The following is an 18,361-nucleotide window of genomic DNA, read 5'->3' on the forward strand; positions in this document are numbered from 1 at the left end:
TGAAGTTTAATTGTATGATGAATCAGTCTCGTCAAGGGTTTCAACTATGAGCAAAGCACTGAACACTATCTGGCAATATTTGCGCGCATTCGTCCTGATTTATGCCTGCCTCTATGCAGGTATTTTTCTTGCGTCACTACTTCCTATCACCATTCCGGGCAGCATTATCGGCATGCTGATTCTGTTTGTTTTACTGGCTTTGCAGGTGTTACCAGCAAAATGGGTTAACCCTGGCTGCTACGTGCTGATTCGTTATATGGCCCTGCTGTTTGTCCCAATTGGCGTTGGGATCATGCAGTACTTTGATCTGCTCCGCGCACAATTTGGTCCGGTGGTGGTGTCCTGCACCATCAGTACGCTGGTCGTTTTCCTGGTGGTGAGCTGGAGTTCGCACATTGTGCACGGTGAGCGCAAAATCGTTGGGCAAAAAGGGTCTAAAGAATGATGTCGTATATATGGTGGTCGTTACCTCTGACGCTGGCGGTATTTTTCGGCGCACGTAAGCTGGCTGCACGATTTAAAATGCCGCTATTGAACCCGCTGCTGGTCGCCATGGTGGTGATTATTCCCATTCTGCTGCTGACCGGTATTCCCTACGATCATTATTTCAAAGGCAGTGAGGTGCTGAACGATTTGTTGCAACCTGCCGTGGTCGCGCTGGCCTATCCGTTATATGAACAGTTGCACCAGATCCGCGCCCGCTGGAAATCAATCATCGCTATCTGTTTTGTGGGAAGCATCGTGGCGATGGTTACGGGTACAACAGTCGCCCTGTTAATGGGCGCATCGCCGCAAATTGCCGCGTCTATCATGCCGAAATCGGTCACTACGCCTATCGCTATGGCGGTGGGAGGCAGTATTGGCGGTATTCCGGCTATCAGCGCCGTTTGCGTCATTTTTGTCGGTATCCTCGGAGCTGTGTTTGGACATACGTTGCTTAATGCGATGCGTATTCGCACCAAAGCCGCACGTGGGCTGGCAATGGGCACTGCTTCGCATGCCCTCGGCACCGCTCGCTGTGCGGAGCTGGACTACCAGGAAGGCGCGTTTGGCTCTCTGGCGCTGGTTATTTGCGGGATTATCACCTCGTTAGTCGCCCCATTCCTGTTCCCGATTATTCTGGCGGTGGTCGGTTAACCTTCATTTTTTGGTAATTTATTTGCGATGCGTTGCACATTTTTCATTTAAGTTTCATAAGTTGCACACGCAATGAGATTTGGATCACATATAAAGCCGTAACAGGCCCGTAAACTACGATTCCATTACATTGTTATGAGGCATCGCCATGCATCCACGTTTTCAAACTGCTTTTGCCCAACTCGCGGATAACTTGCAATCAGCCCTGGCGCCTGTTCTGGCGGATGTGCATTTCCCCGCCATGCTGACTGCTGAGCAGGTCTCTTTGCTGAAACGCGAATCGGGACTGGACGAAGACGCGCTGGCATTCGCTCTGCTGCCGCTGGCTGCGGCCTGCGCGCGTACCCCGCTGTCCAATTTCAACGTTGGGGCAATTTCTCGCGGCATCAGCGGTAACTGGTACTTCGGTGGGAACATGGAGTTCCTGGGCGCGACCATGCAGCAAACCGTTCATGCCGAGCAAAGCGCCATCAGCCACGCCTGGTTGCGCGGTGAAAAAGGGCTCGCCGCCATCACCGTCAACTACACGCCGTGCGGACACTGTCGCCAGTTTATGAACGAACTGAACAGCGGACTGGACTTACGCATTCATCTGCCGGGGCGTGCGCCGCACGTGCTGCGCGATTACCTGCCAGATGCCTTCGGACCGAAAGATCTGGAGATCAAAACGCTGCTGATGGACGATCAGGATCACGGCTTCGCGCTGCAGGGCGATGCGTTGACCCAGGCGGCAATTACCGCCGCCAACAGATGCCATATGCCGTACAGCAAATCCCCAAGCGGCGTTGCGCTGGAATGCAAAGATGGTCGAATTTTTAGCGGCAGCTATGCTGAGAACGCCGCCTTCAATCCGACCCTGCCGCCGCTGCAGGGCGCGTTAAACCTGTTGAATTTGAATGGTTATGACTACCCGGACATCCAACGCGCCGTGCTGGCTGAAAAAGCCGATGCGCCGTTGATTCAGTGGGATGCGACCTCCGCCACCCTGAAAGCGTTAGGCTGCGATAATATTGAGCGCGTTTTGTTAGCGTAAAAATTCGTACTGCAGGGCGGATCGGCCAATACCGCCGTCCGGCCTGCAAGACGACCATTCAATATGACCGTTTTGCTGAAAATCCCCTCAATCAGATTGCTGTTTCTTGCGCTACGTCTTCCGGTACAGTAGCCTGATTGAAATTCCATCCAAATAACGAGTTTTCTGCATGTTAAAGCGCGTGTTTTACAGCCTGTTAGTCCTGGTAGGCTTGCTGCTTTTGACTGTGCTTGGACTCGACCGGTGGATGAGCTGGAAGACAGCCCCCTACATCTACGACGAATTGCAGGATTTACCCTACCGCCAGGTTGGTGTGGTTCTGGGCACGGCGAAGTATTACCGCACCGGCGTCATCAATCAGTATTATCGCTACCGCATTCAGGGCGCATTGAACGCCTATAACAGCGGGAAGGTTAACTATCTGCTGTTAAGCGGCGACAACGCGCAGCAAAACTATAACGAACCCATGACGATGCGTAAGGATCTTATTGCCGCAGGCGTCGATCCAGCAGACATCGTGCTTGATTACGCCGGGTTCCGGACGCTTGACTCCATCGTGCGTACCCGCAAAGTGTTCGATACCAACGATTTCATCATTATTACCCAGCGCTTCCACTGCGAGCGTGCCTTGTTTATTGCGCTGCATATGGGTATCCAGGCTCAGTGCTACGCCGTACCTTCGCCAAAGGATATGCTCACCGTGCGGGTACGTGAATTTGGCGCCCGTTTTGGCGCACTTGCCGATCTCTACATTTTTAAACGTGAACCCCGCTTTTTAGGCCCACTGGTGCCTATCCCTACCATGCATCAGGTACCGGACGACGCACAGGGATATCCGGCGGTTACGCCTGAACAACTGCTCGAATTACAAAAGAAACAAGGAAAATAAGCATGGATGTACAAACCCTTTTCGTCGTGTTGGCCTTTCTGCTCATTCCCGTATTTTGTTTTCGCGAAGCCTGGAAAGGCTGGCGCTCCGGGGCCGTAGATAAAATTAAGAAGAATGCGCGCGAACCGGTCTACGCTTATCGCCATGAAGAGCCCCTGCAATTTTGGTCTTATGTACTGGTTTATGCCGGATGCGGATGTTTATCCTTCGGTATGGTTATTTACTTAGTTTTTTATCGTTAAGGATATTGCCTTTATATTAGCATTTGAGAATAGCTAATATTTTGATAATAGTTACCATTTCAATATAAGGGATTAATGCTGTCCCCCAGCATTTCCCTCAAACTATCTTCTATTTGTGAATTCTTTCACAGAATACTCTTCCTGCAGTGCTTAGCCTTAAGAATAGCCTTTCACTTTTTATATTTTGTTATTAACGGTTTGCCTTAATTTACTCAAGCATTAAGGAAGAAAATATGCCACTACAAAATTATCTGGATGAGCTCACGCCTGGTTTTACTCCATTATTAGCAATAAAAGAGGCTTCCCGCTGTTTATTATGTCACGATGCTCCCTGTAGTCAGGATTGCCCGGCGCAAACCGACCCGGGGAAATTTATTCGCTCCATTTATTTTCGTAATTTTAAAGGCGCCGCCGAAACTATCCGCGAAAATAATGCGCTCGGTGCGGTGTGCGCCCGGGTTTGCCCGACAGAAAAATTATGCCAGCGCGGATGCACGCGCTCAGGAATTGATAAGCCTATTGATATTGCGCGTCTGCAGCGTTTTATTACCGATTTTGAACAGCAGACTGCAATGAAAATCTATCAGCCCGCAACAAAAACGTTGGGTAAGGTCGCCGTCATCGGTGCGGGGCCGGCAGGGTTACAGGCCAGCGTAACGCTGAGCAATCTGGGTTATGACGTCACCATCTTCGAAAAACAGGCCCAGCCAGGCGGCTGGTTGCGCCATGGCATTCCAGAGTTTCGTCTGCCGCACTCGGTTTTGGATCATGAAATTGCCCGTATCGTTGAAATGGGCGTGACTATCAAGTGCAATTGTGAAGTCGGCAATGCCCTTTCCGTTGAGCAACTCAAAGCAGAATATCGCGCCGTACTGGTTACCGTAGGCATGTCTTACGGTTCCACATTACCCATGTTTGACCATGCGGAAAACGTCGAAATTGCCGTCGATTTTCTGCAACGGGCCCGGCAAGCCAGCGGTGATATTACCGTCGCGCAAAGTGCATTAATCATCGGTGGCGGCGACGTGGCGATGGATGTCGCCAGTACATTGAAGCTGCTGGGTTGCCCATCAGTCACCTGCGTCGCGCGTGAAGAACTGGCCGACTTCCCGGCCAGCGACAAAGAATTCAGCAGCACTCAGGCATTAGGGGTATCGATTATTGACGGTTTCACGCCGGTAGCGGTTAGCGGAAATCGCGTCACCTTTAAGCACGTACGCCTGCCGGGCGAACTCACGCTTGAAGCCGAACACATTATTCTCGCAGTCGGCCAACATGCTCAGCTTGCTAATTTCGCCGCGTTAAAGCCGCAGCGTAATCTTATTGATACGCAAAACTACCAAACCGCCGATCCGGTCCTGTTTGCTGCGGGCGATATTGTTGAAGGCGATAAAACGGTGGTTTACGCCGTGAAAACCGGTAAGGAAGCCGCTCAGGCCATTCATCACTATTTAGAGGGAGCTTGCTCATGTTAACGAAAGATCTTTCTATTACTTTTTGCGGCGTCAAATTCCCCAACCCATTCTGCCTCTCTTCCTCGCCGGTAGGCAACTGTTATGAAATGTGCGCCAAAGCCTATGATAGCGGCTGGGGCGGTATTGTTTTTAAAACGATCGGTTTCTTTATTGCGAATGAAGTCTCCCCACGTTTCGACCATCTCACCAAAGAAGATACTGGCTTCATTGGCTTCAAAAACATGGAGCAAATTGCCGAGCATCCGCTGGAGGAGAATCTGGCCGCGATCCGCCGACTGAAACAGGACTACCCTGACAAGGTCCTGATTGCGTCGATCATGGGAGAAAATGAGCAGCAATGGCAGGAACTGGCCCGTCTGGTTGAAGAAGCGGGTGCAGATATGATCGAGTGTAACTTCTCGTGCCCGCAAATGACCTCACATGCCATGGGCAGCGATGTGGGGCAAAGCCCTGAGCTGGTTGAAAAATACTGTCGGGCGGTTAAACGCGGCTCTATCCTGCCAATGCTGGCTAAAATGACGCCAAATATTGGTGATATGTGCGAGGTGGCGCTGGCGGCAAAACGCGGAGGTGCCGACGGTATCGCGACCATCAATACGGTTAAATCCATCACCAATATCGACCTGAAGCGGAAGATCGGGATGCCGGTCGTCAATGGTAAATCCAGTATTTCCGGCTACTCCGGCAAGGCCGTTAAACCTATCGCCCTGCGTTTTATCCAACAACTGCGCATGCACCCTGAACTGCGCGATTTCCCAATTAGCGGCATAGGGGGAATTGAAACCTGGGAGGATGCCGCTGAGTTTTTACTGTTAGGCGCGGCCACGCTGCAGGTGACCACCGCGATCATGCAATATGGATATCGGATTGTGGAGGATATGAGCAGCGGATTGTCACATTACCTCGCCGATCAAGGGTTTGAGTCACTGGAGGAGATGGTGGGTCTGGCCAATGCCAATATCATCCCCGCAGAGGAACTTGATCGTAGCTACATCATCTATCCGAACATCCATCTTGATAAATGCGTTGGCTGTGGGCGCTGCTACATCTCCTGCTATGACGGTGGGCATCAGGCGATGGAATGGAATGAGGAAACCCGCACGCCGCACTGCGACACGGAAAAATGTGTGGGATGCTTGTTGTGCGGTCACGTTTGCCCGGTTGCCTGTATTGATCTGGGCGAGGTGAAATTTAAAACCGGAGAGAAAGAACATGCGTTAACGCTGTAACGCTGATAAGAAAAGCCCGGTACAGATTGCGCTGTGCCGGGCTTTTTGCGTTGTACGTTTACTTCTTACGCGCGTACTTCAATGAGTCCAGCGCGACAGCGAAGATAATAATGCCGCCCTTGATAATATACTGCCAGTATGGGTTCACGCCGATGTAGGTCAGACCATAGTTGATAACGGTGAAGATAATCACACCGGTCACCACGCCAAACACGGTCCCTACCCCGCCGCTGAACGACACGCCGCCAACCACGCACGCCGCAATCGCATCCAGTTCATACATAAAGCCGAGGTTGTTGGTCGCCGAGCCGATACGCCCGGCTTCGAGCAAACCACCGAAGGCATAGAACACGCCAGACAAGGCATAGATAATCAGCAGGTTCAGCGCAACGTTTACCCCGGACACTTTCGCAGCTTCCGGGTTTCCGCCGATGGCGAAAATGTTTTTACCGAAGCGGGTCTTGTTCCACAGCACCCACACAAAGGCTACAGCAATCAGCGCGTAGAAGGTGATGTAGGAGAGTCGGAAACTGCCTAGCGCAATAAAACCCTGCGCAAAGGTTGAGAATCCGCTGTCAAAACCAGAAATTGGCGATGCGCCGACGAAGTCGTAGTACAGGGAGTTGATCCCGTAAACGATAATCATCGTACCCAGAGTGGTAATAAACGGCGTCACGTTCAGATAAGCAATGATAATGCCGTTCACCAGACCGATAACGGCGCCAATCACGCAGACAATCAGCACCACTACGATGATTGGCATCGTAGCCATCTCAGGAAACACCTTATTGGCGTTCTCCATCGATTGCAGCAAGGTTGCCGCCACGACCGCCGCCAGGCCGACCTGACGTCCCGCAGACAGGTCGGTCCCCTGGGTAACGATCAGCCCGGCCACACCCAATGCGATAATAATACGCACCGAGGATTGCGTCAGAATATTACTCAGGTTCAGTAAGCTTAAGAAAGTGGGATCCTGGAAAATAATAATTGCCAGCAAAACTAAAAGAACAACGTAAATTCCGCCTTCTTTCAGGTAAGTAAGAAAACTTTTCTTATTTAACGCACTCATAAGGAGCCCCTAATCTTAAAGGTGCAAAGACGCAAGACGGAGGATTTCGTTTTGCGTTGTAGTTTTAGTGTCAACAATTCCGGCAACGAGACCATTGCTCATCACCAGAATACGATCGGTAATACCCAGCAACTCCGGCATTTCAGAGGAAATAATAATAATCCCCTTATCCTTTTTCGCGAGTTCGGCAATCAACTGATAAATTTCAAATTTCGCGCCAACATCAATACCACGCGTGGGTTCATCCAGCATCAGAATTTCTGGCTGGGTTAATAACCAGCGGCCAATAACGACCTTTTGTTGATTACCGCCGGATAGTGAACCGATTTGTGTACGATGGCCCGGCGTTTTCACCCTCATTGAGTCAATAACCCACTGGGTATCGCTCTTCATGCGGGAATTATCCAGCAGACCAACTTTATTTTTATAATTTTGGATATTGGAAATTAACGAGTTAAAACCAATATCCAGATACGCATAAATACCGGTTGAGCGGCGCTCTTCCGTGACCAGCGCAAAACCGTGGTTGATGGCTTCATTTGCGCTGTGGTTATTAATCTTTTTGCCGTGGAGCGTAATCGTACCCGATGATTTCTCACGAATACCAAAAAGCGTTTCAACGATATCAGTACGTTTTGCGCCCACCAGACCGGCAATCCCGAGAATTTCCCCTTTGTGCAAATCAAACGAGATATCACGAATCGACGGCTGACGCAGCGAAGTCAGGTTACGCACTTGCAGAATAACTTCACCGGGTTTGTTCTCTTTATCCGGAAAACGTTGGTTAAGTGAACGCCCAACCATCATGGCGATAATCTTATCCATATCCAGCCCTTCCAGTGGCTGAGTCGCTATCCACTGGCCGTCGCGCAGCACGGTAATTTCATCACACAGCTGGAAGATTTCCTCCATCTTGTGCGAAATATAAACAATGCCGCATCCACGCTCTTTCAGCTTACGGATGATGGTGAACAGATGGTTAACTTCTTTCTCGGTTAGCGATGAAGTCGGCTCATCCATGATGACGATTTTGGCGTCATAGGAGAATGCTTTCGCAATTTCAATCATCTGCATTTGTGAAACGGATAATGTGCCAACGCGCGCGCGCGGATCGATATCAATATCCAGTTCATCGAATATCGCTTTGGTATCGCGGTACATTTTTTCCTGATCGACAAACATGCCTTTGGTGGGATAGCGTCCCAACCACATGTTATCCATCACAGAACGTTGTAATACCAGGTTTAATTCCTGGTGGACCATCGAAATACCATTCTCAAGCGCTTCTTTAGCAGAATGAAAATCGATTTCTTTACCCTGAAATAAAATACTGCCGGAATCTTTTTGATAGATGCCGAAAAGACATTTCAATAATGTGGATTTCCCCGCGCCATTCTCGCCCATTAAGGCATGAATCGAATGCGGACGGACTTTTAAATTGACATTATCAAGAGCCTTAACGCCGGGGAAGGACTTGTTGATGCCGGTCATTTCCAACAAGTATTCGCCTGACGACTGAGTATGTGTGCTGACCATAATTATACCTTGTTGGCCTTGCAGAGTGCATAATTAAGGGCGCAATGAAATTGCGCCCACATACGGAGTATTTATTTGTTGGTAAACTCTGCCAGATTATCTTTATCGACACCTACGTACGGAACGCGAACAATCTTGTTCTCAATTTTCCAGTTGGTGCCATCAGCTGCACCTTTGCCGTCAGCCAGATTTCTCGCCAGATCGAAGGTGGCTTTCGCCTGATTGTTGGCATCGTTCAGCACGGTACCGGCCATTGCGCCAGACTTCACCAACGCCAGTGCTTCAGGCAGCGCATCCACACCAAATACCGGTACGCTGGTTTTATTGTGTGCTTTCAGCGCTTCAACTGCGCCCATTGCCATCGCATCGTTGTTGGCGATAACCACTTCAATTTTGTTCGCGTTTGGACCGGACATCCACGCATCCATCTTATCTTTCGCCTGAGCGGTATCCCACATTGCAGTATCTAACTGCAACTGCTCAGTTTTAATGCCTTTGTCGTTCAGCTCTTTAATCACGTAAGTGGTACGCGCTTCAGCATCCGGGTGTCCCGGTTCGCCTTTCAGCAGAACAAACTGAATTTTGCCGTCTTTGTTCAGGTCCCAGTTCGGGTTTGCAGCCCAGTGTTTGGCAATCAAATCACCCTGAATAATACCGGATTCTTTAGAGTCGGTACCGACGTAATACGCTTTGTCATAGCTGTCCAGCGCCTTACGAGAAGGTTCTTTGTTGAAGAACACGATCGGTACGTTCTGTCCGCGTGCTTTTTCAATGACCGTGCCTGCTGCTGCCGGGTCAACCAGGTTAATCGCCAGTGCTTTCACGCCTTTTGCCAGCAGCACGTCGATCTGATCGTTTTGTTTGGACTGGTCGTTCTGCGAGTCATTCATCAGCAACTGGACATCTGGCGCCGCTTTAGCATCTTTTTCGATAGCCTTACGTACCACGGACATAAAGTTATCATCATACTTATAGATAGTTACACCAATGCGGGTATCAGCAGCGTGCGCAGCCGCGCCGAATAACATGCTTGCCATTACAGCAGACAGGGTCAACACCTTCTTATTCATGGTATCTCCGGTTTTATTATGCAGGGTAGTACTTGAGATAAATGCTCGGCAGGCAGAACGTTACTGAAGTGTTACTGAACGCCGAAGCTCACTTTTAAAAAATATTTCTTCCGTGTCTGGCAACGCTCCAAAAACAGGCTTTAATTTTTGTTTAAGGCACCTATACCTCGGTGAAAGTGATTATTCACCGTTACATAGTAGTTACAGCGCAACAAACAGTGTCATCATAGCTATCGCATTGTTAATATACTGTGAATTTACTCACATATTGAAAGCGGTTACATCGCGCAACGTTATGAGTTAGTGATCGGTGCCGCATTCTGCCGCAGCGCCACCGAATGGCGACGTACCAGCGTCGGCATAAAGCAATGCGTCGCCTGCGGATCCAATGTGCCTGCCGCGCCCTGCAGCGCGAGCTCCGTCGCCATTTTTGCCATTGAGGCAATGGGATAGCGCACAGTGGTCAGCTGCGGATCGGTGTAACGCGCGATGGGAATATCATCGAAGCCAATGATAGAAAGGTGTAATGGAATAGCGATGCCGTTATCTTTTAGCGCAGTCAGCGCGCCGGCAGCCATATTATCGTTGTAGGCGAAGACCGCCGTCAGTTGTAAGTTACGCCCCAACAGTTCCACCATCGCGGACTCTCCGCCCTGCATATCGGGCGAACCGGTGCCGACCCAGCTTTCTGCCGCAACAATCTCCTGCTCTTTTAGGGCTGTTAACCACCCTTCTTTACGCATGGCATCATCTTCAATGCGATGGCTTGATGCCAGATAACCGATACGTTGGTGACCATTATTCAGCAGCATTCGGGTCGCCATTTTAGCCCCACTGATGTTATCCAGGCAGACGCAACGGTGAGCGTAGCCTGGCACCAGGCGGTTGATCAGCACCATGCCGGGGATCTGATCCATAAACTCGGCCAGCTCCCGATCGCTCAATGCTTTAGAGTGAACAATCAGTGCGTTACAGCGCTGGCGAATCAACACCTCAATGGCATGACGTTCTTTTTCCGCCTCATGATAGCTGTTGCCAATCAGGACGTACTTCTGATGCTGCTGGGCAACCATATCCACGGCTTTTACCAGCGCGCCAAAAAACGCATCTGATACATCCATGACCACAACGCCAATGGTGTCGCTTACCTGCGTCGCCAGCGCTTGCGCGTTGGCATTAGGTCGATAGCCCAATTGCGTGACGGCTTTCATTACCGCTTCACGCGTATCGGGACTTACCAGCGCACTGTTGTTTAATACGCGAGAAACGGTCGCTACAGAAACGCCAGACTGTCGTGCCACATCACGGATGGTTACCATATTCACTGCCCTGTTTTAGATTGTGGTTACCCACAGACACCCCAGGTTGGGTATTTTGTCAGCACAATGAAACGGACTGCGTGAGTGGTGTCACAGGAATGAAAGCGCTTACATCCATTTTGTTAATGAATGTGATCCAGATCGTTATCTGGATGTACGCGGCAATGATGTCCCCGCAGCACGCAGGGTTAATTGACGCCACAGCCATTCTACCGGGCCCTGGCGGTAAAAACGTAGCCATAGGATGGAGAAAAGTAGATTCACGGCCCAGACCGGGATGACGAAAAACAGCAGCTCCAGCCGGTCATATTTCATAAATAAGCCGGCCTGGTAAAACAGCGTGGTGCAGATTAAGGTTTGTAACAGATAGTTGGTTAATGCCATGCGGCCCACACAGGCGATGGCAATGACCCATTTAAAGCGGCTAAGCTGCGGCCAGTAACCGAACATCAGCGCGGCGTAACCGATAGTCTGCAACGGCGCGCCCAGCTCTCGCGGGGCTTGCAGCAAGAAGGCACACCAGCGGTAGGTCCAGTCCAGTTGCCACTGAATGATAATAGCAGGCAGGTTAATCGCCATGCCGATAATAACCAGCAGCACGCCGGTGCGTCGGTAATGCTGTAAGCTGTACTGCCCTTTTAGCCAGCCGCTGCGCATTAATGCCGCGCCGAGCAGCATCATCCCCGCCAGTTGCCAGCCGTATTGCGCGCCTAACGCCAGCAAGCTATTGGACATCATATCCACGCGATTGCTGACCGCTTCCATTCCGCCGTTCACTTTCCAGTATTTTTCATACAGCAACGCTGAGGCATCCGGCGCCCAGGCGCGACTGGTTTCACTCCCTGAGATAACCCCCAGCAGCAGCAGTACGCCAACCCCCACCAGATAAAGCAGTAAGCCGGTGTTAAACAAGCTTTTTATCGACGGCGCATCCCGGATCAACCGCCAGCAAATCAGGCCAATTAAGCCATATGCCAGCAGGATATCGCCATCCCAGAAAAGTAAACCGTGTATAAAACCCAACAGCACCAGCAGCGTAAGCCGCGACTGGATCCAGCGTTTGCCGCGCGGGAGCAGCATTTGCAGACCGGCACCGAACAGCAATGCAAACAGCGTGAGGAATTTTACCTGCGCAAAGAGATCGAGCAGCGCCCAGGTCCAGGCATCGGATAAGGTGATGTTGCCATACCACGCGGGATTGAGGTATGCCGCCTTTGGCAAGCCAAAGGCGCTAATATTGAGAAGCAGGATACCAAGAATGGCGACGCCACGAATAAAATCCAGCGTGACATTACGCTCCATGGTTCCTGCCCTAATCAGTTGTGATGACGTACTGCGCGCAGGAATTCCTGACGCGTGTTCTGGCTGGACTTAAACAATCCGCCAAGAGACGTGGTCGTGGTCGCACTGGTCGCATCACGAATGCCGCGCGCTTTCACACAGTAATGTACCGCATCAATCGACACCGCCACATTATTGGTTCCGAGCAGCGTTTGCAGCGCGGTGAGGATTTGCTGGGTCAAACGTTCCTGAACCTGCGGACGCTGTGCAAAGAACTGCACAATTCGATTAATCTTCGACAGACCAATGACCGAATCTTTCGGGATATACGCCACCGTCGCTTTGCCGTCGATAGTGACAAAGTGGTGTTCGCAGGTGCTGGTCAGCGTGATATCGCGGACCGTGACCATCTCGTCCACCTTCATTTTGTTTTCAATGACGGTGATTTTCGGGAAGTTGGCGTAATCGAGGCCGGAGAAAATCTCATCGACATACATTTTCGCAATGCGATGCGGAGTTTCCATCAAACTGTCATCGCTCAAGTCGAGATTGAGCAACTGCATAATCTCGGTCATATGGCCCGAGATAAGACGTTTGCGCGTTTCGTTATCCATCTCTTGCACGGGCGGGCGTAGTGGCGTTTCAAGACCACGCGCGACCAGCGCTTCATGAACCAGGGCCGCTTCTTTACTGAGTGATGACATTTCTTCTTCTCCTGCAGGTGGGGCGCCTCTGCCCTGCATGGGGCAAAGTTTTTAGGCTGTGTCACAGCCAGAACATTGTGCGTGAGGCGGCGCACATAATCCAGTATTCACCGCGATAATTATTGAAATTGGCGCAGCCTTTCAGCGTAGCGATTTCACTTGTCATTCAACCCGGTGACATCGAGTGTTAATGTAAAGTTATATAGATGATGAAGTATGTTTGCTCAATGCGGAAGTGAAAGTTACTCACAGTGCTATGAATAATCTGTATTATGGTGAGTTCGCAAACACATTCAGGTTCAACACAATAAGGAGCCACGCATGGAAATGCTTGAAGAGCACCGCTGTTTTGAAGGCTGGCAGCAACGCTGGCGTCACGACTCTACCACGTTAAATTGCGCCATGACCTTCAGTATTTTTCTTCCGCCACCCCGCGATAACGCCCCGCCTCCGGTGCTGTACTGGCTGTCGGGCCTGACCTGCAATGATGAAAACTTTACCACCAAAGCCGGTGCGCAGCGCATCGCGGCTGAGCTGGGCATTGTTCTGGTGATGCCGGACACCAGCCCGCGCGGCGAGCAGGTTGCCAACGATGACGGCTACGATTTAGGCCAGGGCGCGGGATTTTACCTCAATGCCACCCAGCCGCCGTGGGCAACGCATTTTCGCATGTATGACTATCTGCGTGATGAGCTGCCGGCACTGATTCAATCGCAGTTTAACGTCAGCGATCGCTGCGCCATTAGTGGACATTCCATGGGCGGTCACGGCGCGTTGATTATGGCGCTGAAAAATCCCGGGAAATACACCAGCATTTCCGCCTTTGCGCCGATCGTCAATCCTTGCCGCGTTCCGTGGGGCGAGAAGGCGTTTAGCGCTTATCTGGGTGAAGATAAATCACAGTGGGCCGAGTGGGACAGTTGCGCGTTAATGTTGGCCAGCAAGCCCGCAGATGCGATTCCGACGCTAATCGATCAAGGCGACAGCGACCAGTTTCTTGCCGATCAGCTCCAGCCTGCGGTACTGGCCGAAACGGCCCGTCAAACCGCATGGCCGATGACTCTGCGCATCCAGCCAGGTTACGACCACAGCTATTACTTTATTGCGTCGTTTATTGAGGATCACCTGCGCTTCCATGCCCAGTATCTGCTGAAGTGATCACCAGTAAAGCGTATTTTCTATTGCCGCGCTGTAGCTCATCTCTTCTGACTGCGGCGCGGACGCTTTACGATTTAGATCGGCCGCCTGCTGGCGTACCTGTAATCGCCCCACGCTCTCACCGCCTTCATGACCTTCGTTAAAATTACGCACTTCAGACTCGAATAAGATTGCATCCAGGTGGTGCAACTTTTTCAGCGCCCGCAACAGGGAGATAAGCGTGTCCAGATTGAGGCCACCGCCTTTCTCGATGCGTTTAATGGTCGCAATGCCGACCTGTGCACTGTCAGCAAGCTGCTGCTGTGTTAGCGCCAGAGAAATCCGCGTTTCTCTAATGCGAGCGCATAATGACAAGATGATTTCATCATTATTCATGGTGTGATATTTCATGCCGCCCTCCCCCGATTTTTGGGCTGAATTTTCCCAAGGCAGCCGTGATACGTTTCGCGGTACTTCGCGCTCATGTCTTTACCCGTTTCATACATGGCTGCAATCACCTCATCGAGCGAAACGCATGGCTCGCTGACGCGGCTCATCGCCATCGTTGCGGCGTTAATCGCTTTTACGGACGAAATCGCATTTCGCTCGACACAGGGAATTTGTACCTGCCCGCCAACCGGATCGCAGGTCAGCCCGAGATGATGCTCCATGGTGATTTCTGCGGCATTCAGCACCTGAGCAACTGACGCCCCCATCAGTTCCGCTAACCCGGCCGCGGCCATCGAACTGGCCACACCGATCTCTCCCTGACACCCGACCTCAGAACCCAAAATAGACGCGTTTTGTTTGAACAGTAGCGCAATGGCGCCAGCGGTGAGGAAAAAGCGGATAACCGATGCGCTATCCAGCTTACAGACAAACTTATCGTACCAACTGAGGACCGCTGGGATGATACCGCTGGCACCATTGGTCGGCGCGGTCACCACCCGCCCTCCTGCGGCGTTTTCCTCGCTGACGGCAATCGCAAACGCATTCACCCAGTTGAGGTTGGTGAGAAAGTCGTTAGCAGAGGGTTTCATTGCCAGTAATTTATAGAGCGAGCAGGCCCTGCGCGGCACCTGATACGAGCCGGGCAGTAGGCCTTCAGTATGCAGACCACGATGGACTGCCTGCTGCATTACCGCCCAAACATGCGCGAAATAGTCATGCAACGCCGCCTGAGAATGCATCTGTAACTCATTTTTCATCATTAATGCCGCAACGGATAATCCATTACGCTGGCACAGCGCCTGCAGCTGCGCGGCATTTTGAAACGCAAACGGAAATGCGTTTTTTTGCGCGGCTCTCTCGGGCACCGACTCGCCGGGTTTGCGAACCTGGCCGGCGCCGGTTGAAAACCATGTTTCTTCATACAACGTAAAATAATCATCCCTGGCGCGAAACGTCATCGCATAGGGATGACCAGAATGCGGGTGTTGATTCGGCTTAATCGCGACCGTCACGGTAACTGAAGGAGAAAGCGTCAGGGTGCCGTCCTGTTCAGCACGTTTAATGAGATCCATCTGCTGGCGTAAATCAACATCATCCGGCTGGTTGCCCAACAGCCCCAGATAAAGAGCGATATCAACGTTATGACACTTGCGGCTTAATGAGAGCGCGCCATATAGCTCAACCTCGATTTCTCGCGTTAGCGGTAAGATCTCCTGTAGCTTTAATTGTGAAATGAAGTTAAACGCGGCACGCATTGGCCCTACTGTTCTTGAACTGGAAGGCCCAATAACGACTTTAAAAATATCAATACAACTTTCCATTTTAGACCCATCCCTGTTAGTCATAATAGAATATACCGCCAGTAGCAACAGACCGTGACGCGTATATCAAAAACGATACCTTTCAGACTTTGTTTATTTGTTGGTATAAAAAACAATACTATTTTATCTTTTTTTTAACATTCACATCTGTGATAAAGCAGGATTCAATCGTCACCCCCTACTATTACAATAATCTTAATTTACAGGAGTGAGATAATGGCAATTATTTATTTTATTAGTGCAAAAGATCCTGAAAAACTTCAGGCATGGCTGCACAATACGTTTCTAAATACCGAGACCAAACAATATCCTTGCGCACTGGAAAAGTTATCTATAGCCGCATTCAATAAACCGTATTTAAAATTATCAATACCCGATGAAGTATTCACCGATGACATATACAAGAAACTAAGAGCTACATCGTTCACTCAGCAATTTGATTTTTTCCTAAAACCGCAAATCATCCCGACGAACGGGATCATCGCCTTTGACATGGACTCGACGTTTATCGAGGAAGAAGGTGTGGATGAGATCGCCCACGCGCTAGGCATCACCGATCGGATAACGGAATTGACGCAGCAGGCGATGGAAGGAAAACTGGATTTCAATAGCAGTTTCACTCAGCGCATCGGAATGTTAAAAGGAACGCACATCGATGTCATCAATGCCGTATGCGATCGGATGACGGCCTCTCCCGGCATCACCACCATTTTGCCACTCCTCAAACAGAAGGGATTTAAAACAGCGATCATTTCCGGCGGACTGGATATTTTCACCCGCCGTTTACAACAGAAATATCAGCTGGATTATGTATTTTCAAATACCGTTGCAATCAGGGATGGCATGCTAACGGATAATATTTCCACGCCAATCATGAATGCAGAAAATAAGCAGAAAACGTTGGCCATACTTGCCGACTCTCTACAGATACCTCAGCATAACATTATCGCCTGCGGTGATGGCGCCAACGATATCCCCATACTGACGTATGCTGGCACCGGTATTGCCTGGCAAGCAAAACCCGCCGTCAGGAATTTAATTGCCAATCAGATTAACTTTCACGGATTCGAGTCGCTTTTGTTCTTTATCGAAAATGGATTATAACCCCACGAGCACTGTCTGAAGGGAAAATCATATGAGCTTGAAATCATTTATATTCAGCCAGGCTGATAAGCCGGTTGTAAAAGAAAAAAAAGAGATCGACCATACTTACAAAAAATTCAGAATAGAGATTATTACCTCAGTTTTTATCTCTTACGCCGTCTTTTATTTAACACGTAAAAACTTCTCAGCCGCCATGCCGGCCATGCTGTCAGATACCGCTCTGACCGCTGAAGATTTTGCCATCATGTCTTCACTGTTTTACATTCTGTATGGCTCAATGAAGTTTGTTGGCGGCATGCTGGTTGATAAAATCAACCCGAAAGCCATGACCGGCCCGGTGCTCATTGGCGTGGGGATCGTTAATATTCTGTTTGGTTTTTCCGACAGCGTTGCCGCGTTTTATGTGTTGTACAGCCTCAATGCTATCCTCCAGGGTACCAGTTTTCCGCCCATGGCAAAGATCATGGCATCCTGGTTTTCCAAGAATGAACGCGGACGTTGGTGGGCGGTCGTTGAAGCGGCGCATAATATTGGCGGTAGTCTCGCCCCACTGCTGACAAGTTTCGCGATTGTCTGGAGCGGTAGCTGGAAAATGGGTTTTTATGTGCCGGGCGCGATCTCCTTGCTGATGGGGGTCATTGCGCTCTTTACAATTAAAGACCGTCCCGGGACCTTAGGTTTGCCCAACGTTGGCGAATGGCGCAAGGATCCAACAGAGTTAGCCCAGGTTAAAGCCAGTCCGGTTAACCTCTCCTTTTGGCAGATTTTTGTTAAATATATCCTGATTAACCCGCTGGTGTGGATTATTATCATTGGCGATATGTCGGTTTATATTGCCCGCACCATCCTCAACGACTGGCCACAAATTTACTATTCTCAGGTACATGGCTGGAGCCTGATTAAAGCCAACTCCATTATCTCGTGGTTTGAAGCCGGAGGACTTGCCGGGGGGTTACTGGCGGGTTACTTATCGGACTTTATGTTTAAAAGTAACCGCTGGATGACAGGATTAATATTCGCATTAATGCTCTGCGTGTGTATTACCTTAATCCCACTAGTTCAGGATACTTCATATACCATTACGGCCATTCTCTTCACTATTATGGGTTTTGCCCTGTACGGCCCGCATATGCTTTTTGCCGTCGGTTGTCTGGATGTCACTCACAAAGATGCGGCGGGATCGATAACCGGTTTCCGCGGATTGTTTAGCTATGTTGGCGCGGCATTAGCAGGCGTACCGGTGATATTAGTAAAGAACAACTGGGAGTGGTCTGGAGTCTATCTCTATGCCGTGATCGCAATCCTGTTAACCACCTTGTCACTGGCCTTACTCGCCAAATTCCATCGGCTATAAGCCAGCCATA

The 18,361-nt window shown here is 50.3% G+C and carries 18 protein-coding genes; 10 read left to right on the plus strand and 8 right to left on the minus strand.

Going from position 1 to position 18,361, the window contains the following annotated elements; genetic code table 11:
* Positions 1 to 46 precede the first annotated feature (46 nt).
* The 7 genes from OGV94_RS08640 (at position 47) to preA (ending at position 6,005) form a co-directional block, all read left to right on the plus strand.
* Positions 47 to 445: a CidA/LrgA family protein gene (locus OGV94_RS08640; protein ID WP_043016951.1), complete on the plus strand. Its 399-nt coding sequence runs from the start codon at positions 47 to 49 to the stop codon at positions 443 to 445.
* Positions 442 to 1,137 carry a CidB/LrgB family autolysis modulator gene (locus OGV94_RS08645; protein ID WP_043016952.1) on the plus strand — a complete coding sequence of 232 codons (696 nt, stop codon included), beginning with the start codon at positions 442 to 444 and terminating at the stop codon, positions 1,135 to 1,137. The genes OGV94_RS08640 and OGV94_RS08645 overlap by 4 nt, the downstream gene beginning before the upstream one ends.
* 148 nt (positions 1,138 to 1,285) lie before the next feature.
* Positions 1,286 to 2,170, plus strand: coding sequence for a cytidine deaminase (cdd, locus tag OGV94_RS08650; RefSeq protein ID WP_043016953.1), 885 nt, complete (start codon positions 1,286 to 1,288; stop codon positions 2,168 to 2,170).
* 169 nt (positions 2,171 to 2,339) lie between these two features.
* Positions 2,340 to 3,059 carry an outer membrane permeability protein SanA gene (gene sanA, locus OGV94_RS08655; protein WP_043016954.1) on the plus strand — a complete coding sequence of 240 codons (720 nt, stop codon included), beginning with the start codon at positions 2,340 to 2,342 and terminating at the stop codon, positions 3,057 to 3,059.
* 2 nt (positions 3,060 to 3,061) lie between these two features.
* Positions 3,062 to 3,301 carry a DUF2542 family protein gene (locus tag OGV94_RS08660; RefSeq protein ID WP_047409976.1) on the plus strand — a complete coding sequence of 80 codons (240 nt, stop codon included), beginning with the start codon at positions 3,062 to 3,064 and terminating at the stop codon, positions 3,299 to 3,301.
* A gap of 233 nt (positions 3,302 to 3,534) precedes the next feature.
* A complete protein-coding gene (locus tag OGV94_RS08665) occupies positions 3,535 to 4,776 on the plus strand; it encodes an NAD(P)-dependent oxidoreductase (protein ID WP_043016956.1) in 1,242 nt (413 codons plus the stop codon).
* Positions 4,770 to 6,005 (plus strand): NAD-dependent dihydropyrimidine dehydrogenase subunit PreA, encoded by a 1,236-nt coding sequence (gene preA / locus OGV94_RS08670; RefSeq protein WP_286523093.1) that lies wholly within the window; start codon positions 4,770 to 4,772, stop codon positions 6,003 to 6,005. The genes OGV94_RS08665 and preA overlap by 7 nt, the downstream gene beginning before the upstream one ends.
* A 58-nt stretch (positions 6,006 to 6,063) precedes the next feature.
* Here the strand turns inward: preA and mglC are convergent, their stop codons facing one another.
* The 6 genes from mglC to folE form a co-directional block, all read right to left on the minus strand.
* On the minus strand, positions 6,064 to 7,074 hold the full coding sequence (gene mglC, locus OGV94_RS08675; RefSeq protein WP_005129205.1) for a galactose/methyl galactoside ABC transporter permease MglC: 1,011 nt from the start codon (positions 7,072 to 7,074) through the stop codon (positions 6,064 to 6,066).
* A gap of 15 nt (positions 7,075 to 7,089) precedes the next feature.
* Positions 7,090 to 8,610 (minus strand): galactose/methyl galactoside ABC transporter ATP-binding protein MglA, encoded by a 1,521-nt coding sequence (gene mglA / locus OGV94_RS08680; RefSeq protein WP_003027396.1) that lies wholly within the window; start codon positions 8,608 to 8,610, stop codon positions 7,090 to 7,092.
* A gap of 71 nt (positions 8,611 to 8,681) precedes the next feature.
* A complete protein-coding gene (gene mglB / locus OGV94_RS08685; protein WP_043016958.1) occupies positions 8,682 to 9,680 on the minus strand; it encodes a galactose/glucose ABC transporter substrate-binding protein MglB in 999 nt (332 codons plus the stop codon).
* 293 nt (positions 9,681 to 9,973) lie between these two features.
* A complete protein-coding gene (gene galS / locus OGV94_RS08690) occupies positions 9,974 to 10,999 on the minus strand; it encodes an HTH-type transcriptional regulator GalS (protein WP_043016959.1) in 1,026 nt (341 codons plus the stop codon).
* 144 nt (positions 11,000 to 11,143) lie between these two features.
* A complete protein-coding gene (gene yeiB / locus OGV94_RS08695; RefSeq protein WP_286523095.1) occupies positions 11,144 to 12,301 on the minus strand; it encodes a DUF418 domain-containing protein YeiB in 1,158 nt (385 codons plus the stop codon).
* Positions 12,302 to 12,315: 14 nt separating this feature from the next.
* Positions 12,316 to 12,984, minus strand: coding sequence for a GTP cyclohydrolase I FolE (gene folE / locus OGV94_RS08700; protein ID WP_003027410.1), 669 nt, complete (start codon positions 12,982 to 12,984; stop codon positions 12,316 to 12,318).
* Between the two features lie 321 nt (positions 12,985 to 13,305).
* Here folE and fghA point away from each other — a divergent pair, with 321 nt between their 5' ends.
* The gene (gene fghA / locus OGV94_RS08705; protein WP_087052519.1) at positions 13,306 to 14,142 is read left to right on the plus strand and encodes an S-formylglutathione hydrolase; all 837 of its coding nucleotides are present in this window, start codon (positions 13,306 to 13,308) and stop codon (positions 14,140 to 14,142) included.
* On the opposite strand, the gene OGV94_RS08710 is transcribed toward fghA, so the two are convergent.
* Complete coding sequence (locus OGV94_RS08710) at positions 14,143 to 14,532, minus strand: helix-turn-helix domain-containing protein (protein ID WP_043016962.1); 390 nt, start codon at positions 14,530 to 14,532, stop codon at positions 14,143 to 14,145.
* Complete coding sequence (locus OGV94_RS08715; protein ID WP_087051321.1) at positions 14,529 to 15,893, minus strand: L-serine ammonia-lyase; 1,365 nt, start codon at positions 15,891 to 15,893, stop codon at positions 14,529 to 14,531. Before OGV94_RS08715 ends, OGV94_RS08710 begins: the two co-directional genes overlap by 4 nt.
* A gap of 216 nt (positions 15,894 to 16,109) precedes the next feature.
* Between OGV94_RS08715 and serB the strand changes: the two genes are divergently transcribed.
* Both serB and OGV94_RS08725 read left to right on the plus strand, forming a co-directional pair.
* Positions 16,110 to 16,997 carry a phosphoserine phosphatase SerB gene (gene serB, locus OGV94_RS08720; RefSeq protein ID WP_286523097.1) on the plus strand — a complete coding sequence of 296 codons (888 nt, stop codon included), beginning with the start codon at positions 16,110 to 16,112 and terminating at the stop codon, positions 16,995 to 16,997.
* A 31-nt stretch (positions 16,998 to 17,028) separates the two neighbouring features.
* Positions 17,029 to 18,351, plus strand: coding sequence for an MFS transporter (locus OGV94_RS08725; protein ID WP_043016964.1), 1,323 nt, complete (start codon positions 17,029 to 17,031; stop codon positions 18,349 to 18,351).
* Positions 18,352 to 18,361 lie beyond the last annotated feature (10 nt).

Origin of the sequence: Citrobacter sp. Ce006 (assembly GCF_030336535.1) — a bacterium.
GTDB lineage: Bacteria > Pseudomonadota > Gammaproteobacteria > Enterobacterales > Enterobacteriaceae > Citrobacter > Citrobacter europaeus.

What these genes read in the sequence shown, in the direction of transcription:
- OGV94_RS08640 (WP_043016951.1), top strand. Translation starts at nt 47, where the DNA reads ATGAGCAAAGCACTGAACACTATCTGGCAATATTTGCGCGCATTCGTC.
- OGV94_RS08645 (WP_043016952.1), top strand. Translation starts at nt 442, where the DNA reads ATGATGTCGTATATATGGTGGTCGTTACCTCTGACGCTGGCGGTATTT.
- cdd (WP_043016953.1), top strand. Translation starts at nt 1,286, where the DNA reads ATGCATCCACGTTTTCAAACTGCTTTTGCCCAACTCGCGGATAACTTG.
- sanA (WP_043016954.1), top strand. Translation starts at nt 2,340, where the DNA reads ATGTTAAAGCGCGTGTTTTACAGCCTGTTAGTCCTGGTAGGCTTGCTG.
- OGV94_RS08660 (WP_047409976.1), top strand. Translation starts at nt 3,062, where the DNA reads ATGGATGTACAAACCCTTTTCGTCGTGTTGGCCTTTCTGCTCATTCCC.
- OGV94_RS08665 (WP_043016956.1), top strand. Translation starts at nt 3,535, where the DNA reads ATGCCACTACAAAATTATCTGGATGAGCTCACGCCTGGTTTTACTCCA.
- preA (WP_286523093.1), top strand. Translation starts at nt 4,770, where the DNA reads ATGTTAACGAAAGATCTTTCTATTACTTTTTGCGGCGTCAAATTCCCC.
- mglC (WP_005129205.1), bottom strand. Translation starts at nt 7,074, where the DNA reads ATGAGTGCGTTAAATAAGAAAAGTTTTCTTACTTACCTGAAAGAAGGC.
- mglA (WP_003027396.1), bottom strand. Translation starts at nt 8,610, where the DNA reads ATGGTCAGCACACATACTCAGTCGTCAGGCGAATACTTGTTGGAAATG.
- mglB (WP_043016958.1), bottom strand. Translation starts at nt 9,680, where the DNA reads ATGAATAAGAAGGTGTTGACCCTGTCTGCTGTAATGGCAAGCATGTTA.
- galS (WP_043016959.1), bottom strand. Translation starts at nt 10,999, where the DNA reads ATGGTAACCATCCGTGATGTGGCACGACAGTCTGGCGTTTCTGTAGCG.
- yeiB (WP_286523095.1), bottom strand. Translation starts at nt 12,301, where the DNA reads ATGGAGCGTAATGTCACGCTGGATTTTATTCGTGGCGTCGCCATTCTT.
- folE (WP_003027410.1), bottom strand. Translation starts at nt 12,984, where the DNA reads ATGTCATCACTCAGTAAAGAAGCGGCCCTGGTTCATGAAGCGCTGGTC.
- fghA (WP_087052519.1), top strand. Translation starts at nt 13,306, where the DNA reads ATGGAAATGCTTGAAGAGCACCGCTGTTTTGAAGGCTGGCAGCAACGC.
- OGV94_RS08710 (WP_043016962.1), bottom strand. Translation starts at nt 14,532, where the DNA reads ATGAAATATCACACCATGAATAATGATGAAATCATCTTGTCATTATGC.
- OGV94_RS08715 (WP_087051321.1), bottom strand. Translation starts at nt 15,893, where the DNA reads ATGGAAAGTTGTATTGATATTTTTAAAGTCGTTATTGGGCCTTCCAGT.
- serB (WP_286523097.1), top strand. Translation starts at nt 16,110, where the DNA reads ATGGCAATTATTTATTTTATTAGTGCAAAAGATCCTGAAAAACTTCAG.
- OGV94_RS08725 (WP_043016964.1), top strand. Translation starts at nt 17,029, where the DNA reads ATGAGCTTGAAATCATTTATATTCAGCCAGGCTGATAAGCCGGTTGTA.